The 15720-nt window shown below is 34.1% G+C and carries 11 protein-coding genes and 1 pseudogene; 8 read left to right on the top strand and 4 right to left on the bottom strand.

Annotated elements, in window-relative coordinates:
• Window positions 1-16: 16 nt before the first annotated feature.
• On the bottom strand, window positions 17-799 hold the full coding sequence (locus ACFQ02_RS06570; protein ID WP_380820816.1) for a competence protein ComA: 783 nt from the start codon (window positions 797-799) through the stop codon (window positions 17-19).
• A 154-nt stretch (window positions 800-953) separates the two neighbouring features.
• Between ACFQ02_RS06570 and ACFQ02_RS06565 the strand changes: the two genes are divergently transcribed.
• The 3 genes from ACFQ02_RS06565 (at window position 954) to gorA (ending at window position 5895) form a co-directional block, all read left to right on the top strand.
• The gene (locus ACFQ02_RS06565) at window positions 954-3524 is read left to right on the top strand and encodes a penicillin-binding protein 1A (protein WP_380820814.1); all 2571 of its coding nucleotides are present in this window, start codon (window positions 954-956) and stop codon (window positions 3522-3524) included.
• A 76-nt stretch (window positions 3525-3600) separates the two neighbouring features.
• Window positions 3601-4446, top strand: a complete 846-nt coding sequence (locus tag ACFQ02_RS06560) for a 23S rRNA (adenine(2030)-N(6))-methyltransferase RlmJ (RefSeq protein ID WP_380820812.1) — start codon at window positions 3601-3603, stop codon at window positions 4444-4446.
• A gap of 93 nt (window positions 4447-4539) precedes the next feature.
• Window positions 4540-5895, top strand: a complete 1356-nt coding sequence (gene gorA, locus ACFQ02_RS06555) for a glutathione-disulfide reductase (RefSeq protein WP_380820810.1) — start codon at window positions 4540-4542, stop codon at window positions 5893-5895.
• A gap of 68 nt (window positions 5896-5963) precedes the next feature.
• Here the strand turns inward: gorA and grcA are convergent, their stop codons facing one another.
• Window positions 5964-6347 carry an autonomous glycyl radical cofactor GrcA gene (gene grcA / locus ACFQ02_RS06550; protein WP_380820808.1) on the bottom strand — a complete coding sequence of 128 codons (384 nt, stop codon included), beginning with the start codon at window positions 6345-6347 and terminating at the stop codon, window positions 5964-5966.
• Between the two features lie 210 nt (window positions 6348-6557).
• Here grcA and ung point away from each other — a divergent pair, with 210 nt between their 5' ends.
• The 4 genes from ung (at window position 6558) to pfkA (ending at window position 9743) form a co-directional block, all read left to right on the top strand.
• Window positions 6558-7244, top strand: a complete 687-nt coding sequence (ung, locus tag ACFQ02_RS06545) for a uracil-DNA glycosylase (protein ID WP_380820805.1) — start codon at window positions 6558-6560, stop codon at window positions 7242-7244.
• A 10-nt stretch (window positions 7245-7254) separates the two neighbouring features.
• Window positions 7255-8046, top strand: a complete 792-nt coding sequence (gene yaaA, locus ACFQ02_RS06540) for a peroxide stress protein YaaA (RefSeq protein ID WP_380820803.1) — start codon at window positions 7255-7257, stop codon at window positions 8044-8046.
• Window position 8047: 1 nt separating this feature from the next.
• A complete protein-coding gene (locus ACFQ02_RS06535; RefSeq protein ID WP_380820801.1) occupies window positions 8048-8623 on the top strand; it encodes a hypothetical protein in 576 nt (191 codons plus the stop codon).
• Between the two features lie 154 nt (window positions 8624-8777).
• The gene (gene pfkA, locus ACFQ02_RS06530) at window positions 8778-9743 is read left to right on the top strand and encodes a 6-phosphofructokinase (protein WP_380820799.1); all 966 of its coding nucleotides are present in this window, start codon (window positions 8778-8780) and stop codon (window positions 9741-9743) included.
• Between the two features lie 180 nt (window positions 9744-9923).
• Here the strand turns inward: pfkA and ACFQ02_RS06525 are convergent, their stop codons facing one another.
• Both ACFQ02_RS06525 and pgtP read right to left on the bottom strand, forming a co-directional pair.
• Window positions 9924-10724, bottom strand: coding sequence for a YadA C-terminal domain-containing protein (locus tag ACFQ02_RS06525; RefSeq protein ID WP_380820797.1), 801 nt, complete (start codon window positions 10722-10724; stop codon window positions 9924-9926).
• 846 nt (window positions 10725-11570) lie between these two features.
• Window positions 11571-12911 (bottom strand): annotated as a pseudogene (gene pgtP, locus ACFQ02_RS06520) (phosphoglycerate transporter protein PgtP).
• 345 nt (window positions 12912-13256) lie between these two features.
• Between pgtP and lon the strand changes: the two are divergent.
• A complete protein-coding gene (gene lon, locus ACFQ02_RS06515) occupies window positions 13257-15680 on the top strand; it encodes an endopeptidase La (RefSeq protein ID WP_380820795.1) in 2424 nt (807 codons plus the stop codon).
• The last annotated feature ends 40 nt before the right edge of the window (window positions 15681-15720 follow it).

Genomic DNA, 15720 nt, shown 5'->3' with positions numbered 1-15720 from the left:
TTTTTATAAATAGATATTATTCTTGTCGCCACAGAGCATTACCTAGCGCAATAAAAGGCAAGTCTGTATTAACTTGATTCCATTGTTGAGGTGTTTTTTTAATTTCTGATGTGCTGTAAAAATAAATCTCTGTTGGTCTTTCATTATAGCGTTGGCAAAAATGCTCAAAAATGATGAGAATATTATTTTTACTGTGTTGTACTGTTCTAAATTGTCCTGATTTTTGTTGAATTGCAAGGCAACACTCACTATCTTTATATAAGAATAATTTTTCATTTATTTCTTCATCAGATAAGTTTAATAAATACTGAAAAGCACGAACTATCGCATGTGAGTGACTGTCTAACACACTGATTAGTAAAGGAGAGTATTTTTTGAGATAGTCTTTTGCTGTATTTTTTATAATAGCAAATATATCTAAACGGCAACTTTGTTTTAACGGAGTAGTGCAATAATCAAACCACAGTTGTTCTAATGGTGTAGGAAGTTCATTCTCTAGTAAGAAATGACATTGTTGCTCAGATTCTTGTGGGGTTAAAAGATGTGGTAGGAGCAAAGATCTAGTCCAAATATGTTGAGGTTGAATAGATACGATAAATTTAGGTTTCTTTTTAATTTTGTTGTCAACTACATCGGATGCATTTAGCTGTGATTGAATTTCTTTGATAGACAAATGAGATGAGGATTGCATAAAGTGAGGAACCTTTTTTTGATCAAACCATAAGCACTGGTAAGTATTTTCGGTTTTATACAAACCGACTTGAATGATAAGAGACGATTTTTGAGTGAAACCAGACATATTTTAATTTACCTTATCTTTAAACATTATATTTAGCTTTTGATTTTGAGTATGAGTATTTATACTTGTATTAATAGGAATAATTTTTCAGAATTAACTTGAGTTATTTTTCTGATTTTTTCTGAATTTGCATTAAACAAGAGAGAATTTTACGATGCGGATCGCAAAACTAATATTTAGTAGTCTATTAACCCTGTGTTTTTTAGCTTTAGTTATTTTAAGCATAGGGTATTTTTATTTGAAATCTGATTTACCTGATGTTGAAACGTTAAAAGCAGTTGAATTACAACAACCTATGCAGATTTATACTGCTGACGAAAAGTTGATTGGGGAGATAGGAGAACAACGCCGTATTCCTGTTAAGTTAGAAGATATTCCTCAAAAATTGATTGAGGCAGTACTTGCAACAGAAGATAGCCGTTTTTATCAACATCATGGGTTAGATCCTATTGGTATTGGGCGAGCTGTAATGGTGGCATTGACTAGTGGCGGTGCATCACAAGGTGCGAGTACGATTACTCAACAATTAGCTCGTAATTTTTTTCTTACACCAGAGAGAAGTTTAATACGTAAAGCGAAAGAAACAATCCTAGCAATTGATATTGAAAATACACTGACTAAAAATGAGATCTTAGAATTATATTTAAATAAGATTTATTTGGGGTATCGAGCTTACGGTGTAGCTGCTGCGGCAAAAACTTATTTTGGCAAAGAGCTAAATCAATTAACTTTATCGGAAATGGCTGTGATCGCAGGTTTGCCAAAAGCACCTTCAACTATGAATCCGCTTTATTCATTAAAACGAGCAACAGATCGCCGTAATGTGGTATTAGGACGAATGTTAGAATTGAAATATATCACACAGGATGAATATCAAACCGCACTTAATGAACCAATTGTTGCACGTTATCACGGCTCTCAATTAGAGTTTAGAGCAGACTATGTCACAGAGTTAGTACGCCAAGAAATGGTTAAACGCTTCGGTGAAGAAAATGCTTATACAAAAGGTTATCAAGTTTATACAACAGTAGTATCTAAAGATCAAGCACAGGCTCAAAAAGCGGTGAGAGATAATATTATTGCTTATGATATGAGACATGGTTATCGTGGAGGATCTCCGCTATGGCAAGCTGGAGAATTAGCCTGGGATAAGGACAGAATTGTAGCATGGTTAAAAAAACAGCCAAAATCTGATCCTTTCGAAGCGGTAGCTGTAATAGAAATTAATAAAAATGGCACAGTAATTTTATTTGCTGATGGTAATCAAGCAATACTTTCATCTTCAGCAATGCGTTGGGCTGGTAAGCAAATACCCAAAATAGGAGAGCAGATTTGGGTTAGAAAAACTGCTGATGGTAGTTTCCAGCTCGGACAGATTCCAGAAGTCAATTCAGCTTTAATTTCTTTAAATAGTTATAATGGTGCAGTTGAAGCTCTTGTTGGAGGTTTTAGTTTTGAACAGAGTAAATTTAATCGAGCAACACAATCTCTAGTTCAAGTAGGTTCTTCTATTAAGCCTTTTATTTATGCGGCGGCTTTAGAAAAAGGCTTGACTTTATCTAGTGTGTTACAGGACGCACCTATTGTTATTAAAAAAGCTGGGCAAGATGCGTGGATGCCAAAAAACTCACCGAATCGTTATGATGGTCCGATGCGGTTACGAGTAGGGTTAGGGCAGTCGAAAAATATGATTGCTGTACGAGCTATGCAAATGGCGGGTATTGATTTTACTGCCGATTTTCTTCAACGTTTTGGATTTGATCGCGAACAATATTACGCAAGCGAAGCTCTTGCACTAGGAGCTGCTTCTTTCACGCCTTTAGAAATGGCAAGAGCTTACGCTGTGTTTGATAACGGTGGTTTTTTAGTTGAGCCTTATTTAATCGAAAAGATTTTAGATAATAATGGTAAAGAAGTTTTTGTGGCGAACCCCAAAATTGCTTGTATTAGCTGTGATGATATTCCAGTTATTTACGGCGAAACAGAAAAATTAGATGGGTTTAAGAATATTGATTTATTAAAACCAAAAGATTTATTGAGTACTGATAGTAGCACTAATGGTGAAGAATTAGATACCAATACAGTAATAGATGATACTCCTGAACTTAATACAGAAAATGGAAAATTGGATGAAAGTGCGGTGAAATTTATGGCTGAAGCGAAAACTGAACATTCACAAGTACAGTATGCACCTCGAGTTATCAGTGGAGAAATCGCATTTTTAATTCGCAGTGCGTTAAATTCAGCTATTTATGGTGAACCTAATCAATCATGGCTTGGTACAAGTTGGCGAATTGGAAAAGAAATTAAACGTAAGGATATAGGTGGTAAAACGGGTACAACTAATAACTCAAAAGTTGCTTGGTATGCGGGTTTTGGGGCGAATATTAGTACAGCTGTTTATATTGGATTTGATGATAATAGACGTAATTTAGGTAGAGGTGAATCTGGTTCGAAATCAGCTATGCCTGCTTGGGTTGCTTATATGAAAAATCGTTTAAAAGATATACCTGAATACAATTCTTCGTTACCAAAAAATATCGTGACTCGTCAAATTGATATTAGTACAGGGCTGTTAGCAAAGAGCGGTGGAAAAACGGAATATTTTATTAAAGGTACAGAACCAACACGATCTTATATTGAAGAAAAAGGGATTTATATGCCTCCTGAGTGGCAACAATCGCCACAAGATGGTTTGTTAGCTGAACCTCAAGAATTATTTTAATTATAATAAACCGCACTTATTGTAATATATTGAGAGTTGTGACTTTCGTGCGTTTCGTTAAATAGTAAGGATATTTATGTTAAGTTATCGTCATAGTTTTCATGCAGGTAACCACGCTGATGTATTGAAGCATTTAGTGTTGATGTTGATTATAGAAAACTTAAAACAAAAGGATAAAGGATTTTATTATTTAGACACTCATGCTGGAGTAGGGCGTTATCGTTTGTTTAGTAATGAATCAGAAAAAACAGGTGAATACAAGGAAGGCATTGCTAAACTTTGGGAACAAAAAAATATGCCTACAGTAGTGGCAGATTACGTGAAATTGATCAAAAAACTTAATTATGGTGGTAAAGAATTGCGTTATTATGCAGGTTCGCCATTAATTGCAGCGATGTTACTGCGTCCTCAGGATAGGGCATTATTAACAGAGTTGCATCCAACTGATTATCCTTTATTACGTAATAATTTTAAGCAATTTGATAATATTCTTACGAAGCGAGATGACGGTTTTCAGCAATTGAAAGCAACTTTACCTCCTAAAGAACGACGAGGTTTGATATTGATTGATCCTCCTTATGAATTAAAAGAAGACTATGAACTGGTTATTAAAGCGATAGAAGAAGGTTATAAGCGTTTTGCTACAGGAGTATATGCAATTTGGTATCCAGTAGTATTACGACAACAAACTAAACGCATGATTAATGCCTTGAAAAATACGGGAATTCGTAAAATTTTGCAGATTGAACTAGCAGTGCGTCCTGATTCGGAGCAACGAGGTATGACAGCAAGCGGTATGATTGTCATAAATCCGCCTTGGGTATTAGAAAAGCAAATGAACGAAATTTTACCTTATTTACACCGCACTTTAGTGCCAGAAGCTATAGGAGGCTGGTCTGTAAAATGGATTGTGTCAGAATAAGAAAATACCAATTGGATTGATTTACTAAGATACTTTGCTTTATTAATGGATTTTAGGCACAATAATGGAATTTGTTAATTATCGGAGACTAAAATGACAAAACATTATGATTATTTAGCAATTGGTGGTGGCAGTGGTGGCATTGCATCAATTAATCGTGCTGCAAGTTACGGAAAAAAATGTGCAATTATTGAAGCAAAGGCACTTGGCGGTACTTGTGTGAACGTAGGTTGTGTACCAAAGAAAGTTATGTGGTATGGTGCTCAAGTAGCCGAAGCTATTAATCTATATGCACCTGATTATGGTTTTGATGTACAAGTTAATACATTTGATTTTTCTAAACTTGTAGAAAATCGTCAAGCTTATATTAGCCGTATTCATAATTCCTACAATAATGTTCTTGCAAAGAATAATGTTGATGTGATTCAAGGATTTGCAAAATTTGTTGATAAAAATACTGTAGAAGTTAACGGAGAGAGAATTACTGCAGATCACATTTTGATTGCAACTGGAGGACGTCCAAGTTATCCAACAATTAAAGGAGCAGAGTATGGTATTGATTCCGACGGTGTATTTGCATTAAATGAATTACCAAAACGTGTAGCAATTGTCGGAGCGGGTTATATAGCAGTTGAATTAGCAGGAGTGATGAATGCACTAGGCGTGGATACTCATCTTTTTGTTCGTCGTCATGCACCATTACGTAATTTTGATCCTTTAATTATTGATACGCTCGTTGAGGTAATGGCACAAGATGGCATTCAATTACATACTCAAGCTATTTTGCGAGAAGTTGTTAAAAATTCAGATGGGTCTTTAATATTAAAATTAGAAGACGGACGTGAGCAACAAGTAGATTGCTTAGTTTGGGCAATTGGTCGTGATCCTGCTACAGATAAAATTAATCTAGAGGCAGCAGGGGTGGCAACGAATGCTAATGGCTTTATTAAAGTGGATAAATTGCAAAATACTAATGTAAAAGGAATCTATGCGGTAGGTGATATTATTGAAAATGCGATTGAGCTGACTCCAGTAGCAGTTGCAGCAGGTCGTCGTTTATCAGAACGCTTATTTAATAATAAACCAAATGAACATTTAGACTATAATCTCGTTCCAACAGTGGTTTTCAGTCATCCGCCAATTGGTACGATTGGTTTGACAGAACTGCAAGCTGTTGAGCAATATGGTTCAGAAAAAGTAAAAGTTTATCAATCTAGTTTTACCCCGATGTATAGTGCTGTTACTGCTCATCGTCAACCATGTAGAATGAAGTTAGTTTGTGTTGGTGAAGATGAAAAAATTGTAGGGTTACATGGTATCGGTTTTGGTGTTGATGAAATGATTCAAGGCTTTGCAGTAGCAATTAAAATGGGAGCAACTAAATCTGATTTTGATAATACTGTGGCTATTCATCCAACGGGTTCAGAAGAATTTGTAACAATGCGATAAAAACAGTAGAAAAGAAAAAAGCAGAAGTTAGTATTTCTGCTTTTCTTATTATTGAATTTAATATGCGACTATAAACTTTCAGTAAATGTACGAGTAATTACATCACGTTGTTGTTCTGGTGTGAGTGAATTGAATCGTACAGCATATCCTGAAACACGGATTGTTAATTGTGGATATTTTTCAGGATTTTTAACAGCATCTTCTAAAGTTTCACGGCGTAATACATTAACGTTTAAATGTTGTCCCCCTTCCACTTTAACAGTAGGTTGCACATCAATAGGTAACTCACGATATTCAAAATCGCCCAATTCTTTTACTGCGACGATTTGATCAGCTTCAAAACCACCTTTTGCACATAAGCAACGAGCTTCACCTTCTTCATTGTCTAGCAACCAAAATGAATTTAATAAGTCATTATTTGTTGCTTGAGTAATTTGGATACCCTTAATCATAAAATGCCTCCTGTTGGCAGTTTGTTTTAAATTTGAACTTAGTTGCTGGTCATTTTATCGTGTTTTTTGATTTTTTCAATTATTTTTGTATGAATTACTCAGAATTTAAGTAATTGTAAAGTTAAAATAAATTAATCTTATTTTAGTGCTGTTAAATTGTTTAAGTGTTATTTATAATTTTAACAAATTACAATAAGGGAATACATAAATATGGCAACTTGGAGCGATATGATTGGGGCTGAAAAGCAACAACCTTATTTTTTGCATATTTTAGAACAAGTACGACATGAAAGAGCGGTAGGAAAAACGATTTATCCACCTCAAGCAGAGGTTTTTAATGCTTTTCGTTTAACTGAGTTTGATCAAGTTAAAGTAGTGATTTTGGGACAAGACCCTTATCATGGTCCTAATCAGGCTCATGGATTAGCTTTCTCTGTTAAACCTAATGTTGCTCCGCCGCCCTCATTAGTAAATATATATAAAGAGCTTGCTGATGATATTCCTAATTTTGAAATTCCTCATCATGGTTATTTAGTTGAATGGGCTAAACAAGGAGTGCTTTTATTGAATACAGTTTTAACTGTGGAGAGAGGAAAAGCACATTCTCATGCTCATTTTGGCTGGGAACTTTTTACTGATCAAGTTATTGCAGCATTAAATCAAGGACGAGAAAATTTAGTATTTTTATTATGGGGGAGTCATGCTCAAAAAAAAGGTGCGTTTATTGACAGCAATAGACATTGTGTGCTAACTTCCCCGCATCCGTCACCATTATCAGCTCATCGTGGATTCTTAGGTTGTCGTCATTTTTCAAAAGCAAATGAATATTTAGCTCAATCAAATATTAAACCGATCAATTGGCATTTACCTTTAGATATTTTACCAAAAGAATTATAGGAAACTAATAATGTTAGTCATCATTTCTCCTGCAAAAACGTTGAATTGTAATACCGCACTTCCAAAAGATTTAGCGGATAAATTAGCTTATTCACAACCATCATTGACCAATTACAGTGAGCAATTAATCCGTATTTGTCGTCAGTTTTCACCAAATGAACTCGCATCTTTAATGTCGATTAGTGATAAATTAGCTGGGTTAAATGTAGCACGTTTTGCAGAATGGCAAAAAGAACATGATGAACAAAACTCTCGTGCAGCAATTTATGCTTTCAATGGTGATGTTTATACTGGGTTAAGTGCAGAAACATTGAATATTGATGAAATTGGATTCGCTCAGCAGAATTTGCGAATTTTATCAGGTTTATATGGTTTGTTGCGTCCATTGGATTTAATTCAACCATACCGTTTAGAAATGGGAACAAAATTAGCCAATGCAAAAGGTAATGATCTTTATGCTTTTTGGGGTGATAAAATCGCTCAGCTAATACAAAAGACATTAGATAATCAGAACGAAAGAACATTGATTAATTTAGCATCTGATGAATATTACAAAGCTGTTCAAGGGGATAAATTAAGAGTAAATGTTATTAAACCTATCTTTTTAGATTTTAGAAATGGAAAATACAAAATTATCAGCTTTTATGCAAAAAAAGCACGTGGTTTAATGTGTCGTTACATTATTCAAAATAGATTAATGGAAGCGGAGCAACTTAAAGAATTTGATCTTGGCGGTTATTGGTTTGATACAGAATCTTCAACAGCAAATGAGTTTGTATTTAAACGGGATTTAAGTGAATAAAATGAAGAAAATAATAGTTTTTTTAGTTTCACTTTTTTTGACAGCTTGCGTTGGTATACCTAAATTAGATGCTCCAGAAAAGTTAAAACATGACAAAAAAGTGTATTATCAAGTATTGCATCAAGATTTAGGTAATATAATTCGCTATTTCTATGTGCAAAAAACAGATAGCCTGCAGGACTGGAAAAGTGCGGTGGAATTGTTACAAGATCGTAGTCAGCCATCGCTAACGTTAGAACAACGTATTGCATTAAGGAATAAAGCATTTAGCAAAAGTCATGTAGTTAGATTTGATGTGCAGAAAAAAAATAATCAGTTACTATCCTATGTTATTTATCGTCCGACTAAGCAGTATAAGAATTGGCAGATTGATATTGCTAAAGGGATTGAAACTCCATTATGTGGTTTTATACAATATAAATACTCGTTGCGAGTGGCTAAAAATAAAAAATTTATGAATGTAGCAAATAAAAAGATTGCAACTTACTTGAAAAAATATGTTGTAGATAAAGAAATTAACCGATTTCAGAAACAGCCTATTTTTACTTGGGACTGTTTAAAATATTCTGAAAAGTGACCGCACTTTAAAGATATTAATTTAATAATCTATAGGTATTAACTAGATTTAAATCAAATTATGGTGCTGTTTGAGAAAATTTTACTAGAGTCAGTATATTGAATGCAGTATCTTAACAATAGTTTTTAATTTCAATTTTATAGGGTATATAACAATGATAAGAAAAGTAGCTGTATTAACCAGTGGTGGTGATGCACCTGGTATGAACGCTGCCATTAGAGGTGTAGTGCGTTCTGCTTTAGCTGAAGGGTTAGAAGTTTATGGTATTTATAATGGTTATCATGGACTTTATCATAATAAAATCCAACAAATGACACGTTATAGTGTTTCCGATATTATTAATCGAGGAGGAACTTTTTTAGGTTCTGCTCGTTTTCCTGAATTTAAAAATCCAGATGTACGAGAAAAGTGTGCAGAAATTTTACGCTCTCATGGAATTGATGCCCTTGTTGTTATTGGTGGTGACGGTTCCTATATTGGAGCTAAATTACTGACAGAAGAGCATGGTTTTCCTTGCATTGGTATACCTGGAACTATTGATAATGATGTAGCTGGAACAGATTATACTATTGGCTATCAAACAGCTTTACAAACTGCGGTTGAAGCAATAGACCGCTTGCGTGATACTTCAAGTTCACATCAGCGGATTTCTATTGTAGAAATTATGGGCAGACATTGTAGTGATCTTACTATTTCGGCTGGTATTGCTGGTGGTTGTGAATATATTGTAGCATCAGAAGTTGAGTTTAACCGAGAAGAGTTAATTCGGCAAATTGAACGCAGTATTATCAAAGGAAAGCGTCATGCTATCATTGCAATTACAGAATTAATTTGTGACGTAAATATGTTAGCAAAAGAAATTGAAGAACGCGTTAAACACGAGACTAGAGCTACAGTGTTAGGGCATATTCAACGGGGGGGGACACCTTGTGCTTTTGATCGCATTTTAGCGTCCCGTATGGGAGCCTATGCAGTAGATTTGCTTTTGCAAGGTAAGGGAGGGTACTGTGTTGGTATCCAAAATGAGCAATTGGTTCATCATGATATTATTGATGCGATTAATAATATGAGACGTGAGTTTAAAGCCGACTGGTTGAAAATGGCAAAACGTTTAGATTAAATAATTAAAAATAGAATTATATTCGGCATCTTAATATATTATGATGCCGAATTTTTTGTGTCTAAAATTGGGCTATTTATTATTTTTTTATGAAAAAACAGTACAAAAAACCGCACTTTTTAAAAGTGCGGTAGTTCTATAGTGAATTTTTAAAATAATAAAACAGCAGTAAATTATTAATTAGAATTCAAAGTTTACACCAACGTTGTAGCTGACATTACCTCCTGATGTGAATGCCACACCTGCTTTAGTAGCTATTTTTTCATTGAAACGGAAACCTGAACCAATAGCAACTGCGTGCTGAGAATTGTATCCACCAACGGCAGCAGAAAGATTGAATTTTCCTACATTATAAGGTTGGAATAATCCTGATAAAGCAGATTGAGCTGCTAAACCACGTTCTACTTTTGTTTCAAGATGATTTACGCGACGATCTAAGCGATTAATATCACTTCTATTAACAGCCACTTCTTTGGTTGCTAATTGCGAAATTGCTGTAGTATTAGCTTCGATAGCAGTTTTATTGATTTCGATAGCAGTTTTATTCGTTTCGATACTTTGGCTGTTAGCTGCAATATTTTCAGCGTTAGCTTCTATTGCTTTTTTGTTTGTATCAATGCTTTGTTTATTAGTTGCAATATCACTAGCATTAGCTTCTATTGCTTTTTTGTTTGCATAAATGTTGTTGATATTAGTTTCGATATCTTCGTTATTCATTGCAATATCAGAAGTATTTTCCCTAATTTTATCAGTGTTAGCCTGAATGTTTGTGGTGTTAGCTTCTATGCTAGTGCTGTGCTCTTCAACATCAGTAGTGTTAGCCGCAATAGCACCCTCATTCTGAAAAAACTGTGCTTCCAGTGTATGAATCCGTGTATTTATTTCTCGAAGTTTAGCTTCAGTAGTATCATGCGCTTCTTCTGCAACAGCATATCCAGCAATCATAGTAGCAAGTAACGTTAAAGTTAAGTTTTTTTTCATTAGTTCAATCCTCAAATATGTTATGGGAATAAGTAATAATTAACGAATGTTTTTAAGTATTAGTAAAAAAGTAACTCATATCGGTTAATCATTAATGACTAACCGCTCATGCTTATTCTAAAAAAAAAATAGGTTATAGAGTTTTATTAACCTTATCTTTAGTGTTTTTACTTAATTATTAGTTAAATCATATAGTTAAAAACTGGTCCGACCAGTTTTGATGGTTACGATCTTCTAGTAAGTGCAGGAAGGTAAGATACAGGCTAGTTATTGTTGTCAAGCGTAATAGGAAATGGAGAGTGTAAAAAATATACACTATTATTTAGCATTTTAAATTGTCAGTTTTTTACTTGTTTATAGTCGATTAACTGTTTGATAAATAAGGAATATTTTGTTCTATTTTATATTTTTTATGTAGATGGTTGAAGTTATAAAAAGTTATCCTATTTAACACTCACAATGTTATCCACAGAAATACTGGATAAGTCATAAAAAGTAGATCTAGCTTATTATTTACTATCAGTAATCCTGTGTGTTTTATTCTCATTGATCAATAAATTTATAGTAAAATCAATGAGTATTTTTGAAAATTCATATAATGCATTAAGTGAGTAAGTTATGAATAAGTCAGTAATTTTTTTCAACATTATTCTGTTAATAAATTCTCATTTCTATAAAAGTTAAATATAAAATGCGGTTATTTTGATGTAATAAAATTAAAAGTTCTAATAAAACAATGAGTTAAATGTATTTTATAAAAAGGAGACAAGGATTTTAGTCGAGTAGTTTAGTTTTATAAAACTGAATAAGCCTATCAGAATTTGATAGGCTATTGTGGATAGAAATTTAATTTTCTAGTTGTTTGGAAGTTTTTTTAAATAATGTTAATGCGATAAACAAAAATGCTAAGAGACATGAAATGATCAAGGCATAAAATCCGCCATCCCAACCGAATAAATCAACCAGTTTACCCATTACATAACCTGCACTTGCTGAACCTAATAAGTAACCAAATAAACCAGTTAAGCCTGTTGCAGTACCTGTTGCAACACGTGGAACTAAATCGGCAGCTTGTAAGCCTATCATCATTACAGGACCGTAAATCAAGAAACCAATTGCGACAAGGCAAATATTATCAACTAACGGATTACCAGCTGGATTTTTCCAATAAACAAAAATTGCAATAAGTACTCCGACTAAAAATAATAGCATTGGTGGTGCTCGGTGACCTTTGAAAACTTTATCGCTTAAATAGCCACTGGCTAGCATGCCAAAAATACCTGCATATTCATACAAGAAATATGCCCAACTTTGTTTATCTACTGAAAAATGTTTCACTTCTTTTAGATAAGTTGGAGCCCAATCGATAATGCCGTAGCGAATAAAATAAACAAACACATTGGCGACCGCGATTGCCCAAAGAAATTTATTATTGAGAACATACTTATAGAAAATATCTTTAGAAGATAAAGTATGAGCAGACTCAACTCTTTCAATAATTTTCTCGCCTTTATATTCATCAATTGGAGGTAACCCTTTTGATTCTGGTGTGTCATGCATTAAATAGAACATAATGAAGGCAAGCACTATTGCAATCAATGCAGGCAGGTAGAAAAGTGATTGCCATGTACCAAAAATTGCGAGCCCTAATATTGCTAGTGGTCCAATTAAGCCACCACCTATATTGTGCGAAACGTTCCACCAGCTCCACCAAACTCCACGTTCAGAAGTAGAAAACCAGTTAGTCATTGTTTTTGCACCAGGCGGATATCCCATACCTTGGAACCAACCATTTAACGCCGAAAGTACGATCATGATTGGAATAGAAGACAATACACCAGGTACTAACCCGAAAATTAAAGTTACTGCTGCTGAGCATAGTAAGCCAATAGTGATGAAATATTTAGGGTTACTACGATCAGATACATTACCCATAATAAATTTACTAAAACCATAAGCAAGTGAAAGTGCAACGCCAACAGTTCCTAAGTCTGCTTTAGTAAAACCATATTCATCAATTAAATATGGCATTGCTAAAGAGAAATTTTTTCGAATTAAGTAATACGCAGCATATCCAATAAAAACACTAGCAAATACTTGCTAGCGTAATTTTTTATATTCCGAATCAATGAGATTTGGTGCTATTTTCTTCTCCGCAGGTGGAGAGGCTTTGAGAAATTGAAACATAGTATATTCCTTTTAGTTTATAAATAAGCGAATGATTTATATCATCAAGGGCGATAATTATACATATAATTAAAATATTGGAAATTATTTTATACATAAAATGTAAATGAATTTACAGAAAATGTAATTCAAAGAGAGCAAGTAGTTGATAGCGTATATTTTTACTTGTTATCATCTTCCTCAACTGGAGAACATCAAGTTATTATTTGTTATATTAAATTCCCACTTTTATATAGTATTTTTGGTGCTTGCACTTTTTTTTAGATAGTACTTGATTTTTATTTGAACGCCCCCATTTTAGAGAGAATACAAGTGCTAAGTATCTAAGTATTAAAGAGAGCATATATGAATTGCAATTTACAGTCTATTAAACAAAAAAGTATCCCAGTTCTACCTTTACGCGATGTAGTTGTTTTTCCTTACATGGTTGTGCCGTTATTTGTAGGAAGAGCTAGATCTATTCGCAGTTTAGATGAAGCAATGAATAATAGTAAACAGTTGTTACTAGTATCTCAAAAGCAGGCAGATTTAGAGGCTCCTACAACTGAAGATCTTCATAGTATTGGTACGGTAGCTAATATTATTCAATTGCTTAAATTACCCGATGGTACAGTTAAAGTATTAGTTGAAGGTATTCAGCGAGCAAAAATAACCCACCTCGAGGACAATGATGAATGGCTTTGTGCGGATATCGAACTTATAGAATCTCAGTTAGGTGATGAAAAAGAATTAGATGTAGTTAAAAGTTTAGTTTTAGAAGAGTTTGGAAAATATGCTAAGTTAAATCAAAAAGTTCAGTCGGATATTATTTCTGCTCTACATCGTATTGTTGATGCTGAACGTTTAAGTGATACTATAGCTGCACATATGCCTGTTTCTGTTCGTGAAAAACAAGCTATTCTAGAGTTAACTAATGTACAAACTCGTTTTGAGTATTTATTAGGGCTGATGGAAAGTGAAACTGATTTGATGCAAGTAGAAAAACGAATTCGTGGACGCGTCAAAAAACAGATGGAGAAAAGTCAAAGAGATTATTATTTAAATGAACAAATTAAAGCAATTCAAAAGGAATTAGGAGAAACAGAAAATACTGTAAGTGAAGTAGAGCAACTTCGACAAAAAATAGATGCTGCTAAAATGCCAGCTGAAGCAAAACAAAAAGTTGAAGCAGAATTACAAAAATTAAAAATGATGCCGATGATGTCAGCTGAAGCGACAGTTGTTCGTAGTTATATTGATTGGATGTTACAGGTACCATGGTATAAACGTAGCAAAGTCAAAAAAGATTTGCCAAAAGCACAAGATATACTGAATGCTGAACATTATGGACTAGAAAGAGTTAAAGAACGCATCTTGGAATATTTAGCGGTGCAAACTAGATTAAATCAAATAAAAGGACCTATTTTGTGCTTAGTTGGTCCACCAGGAGTCGGGAAAACTTCATTAGGGCGTTCCATTGCTAATGCCACAGGACGAAAATATATTCGCATGGCATTAGGTGGTGTGCGTGATGAAGCCGAAATTCGCGGACATCGTAAAACTTATATTGGTTCATTGCCTGGTAAATTAATTCAAAAAATGGCAAAAGTGGGGGTAAAAAATCCGCTATTTTTACTTGATGAAATTGATAAAATGGCATCAGATATGAGAGGGGATCCAGCTTCTGCATTGTTAGAGGTTTTGGATCCTGAGCAAAATGCTCATTTTAATGATCATTACTTAGAAGTTGACTATGACCTGTCTGATGTTATGTTTGTAGCAACATCTAATTCGATGAATATTCCTGAGCCATTACTAGATCGTATGGAAGTAATACGCTTATCAGGTTATACAGAAGATGAAAAATTAAATATCGCGAAACAGCATTTGTTATCCAAACAAATTGAACGTAATGGATTAAAAAAAGGTGAATTAGTTGTCGAAGAAAGTGCGATACTTGATATTGTTCGTTATTATACTCGTGAAGCAGGAGTTCGAGGTCTAGAAAGAGAAATTTCTACAATTTGTCGCAAAGCAGTAAAAAACTTGTTGCTAAATGTAAAAACAAAAGCGATTAAAGTTAATTCTGATAATTTACATGAATATCTTGGTGTGCGACGATTTGAATTTGGGCGAGCGGATACACAAAATCGTATTGGTGAAGTAACGGGGCTAGCCTGGACACAAGTAGGCGGCGATTTATTGACCATAGAAACAGCTTCTGTTATAGGTAAAGGTAAGTTGACTCTAACAGGATCGCTAGGTGATGTAATGAAAGAATCTATTCAGGCGGCAATGACAGTAGTTCGTTCTCGTTCCGAAAAACTTGGCATTTCAACAGATTTCTATGAAAAACGTGATATTCACATTCACGTGCCAGATGGAGCAACGCCAAAAGATGGACCTAGTGCAGGGATAGCGATGTGTACAGCATTGGTATCTTGTTTAACAGGTAATCCTGTTAAATCAGAGGTGGCGATGACAGGCGAGATTAATTTGCGTGGTAAAGTTTTGCCTATTGGGGGATTAAAAGAAAAATTACTAGCAGCTCATCGTGGGGGCATTAAAACTGTGATTATTCCAAAAGAGAATGTTAAAGATCTTGAAGATATTCCAGCAAATGCAAAAGCTAGTTTAATTATTCATGCAGTAGAGACTATTGATGAGGTCTTAACTATTGCCTTAGAAAATCCACCAGAAGGCGTCGAATTTAAAAAGCTATTGCCAATTAATGATGTGAAACCAATGAGAAAAGCGAGAGCAAAACAACGAAGTGCGGTGATAAATTAATTTGTTTTTATCACTATTTAAATTCACTAGAATTTAAGCT

The organism is Seminibacterium arietis (assembly GCF_042675725.1).
Taxonomy (GTDB): Bacteria; Pseudomonadota; Gammaproteobacteria; order Enterobacterales; family Pasteurellaceae; genus Seminibacterium; species Seminibacterium arietis.
The sequence above is the reverse complement of the archived record's forward strand: the minus strand, read 5'-3'. Positions and strand labels throughout refer to the sequence as shown.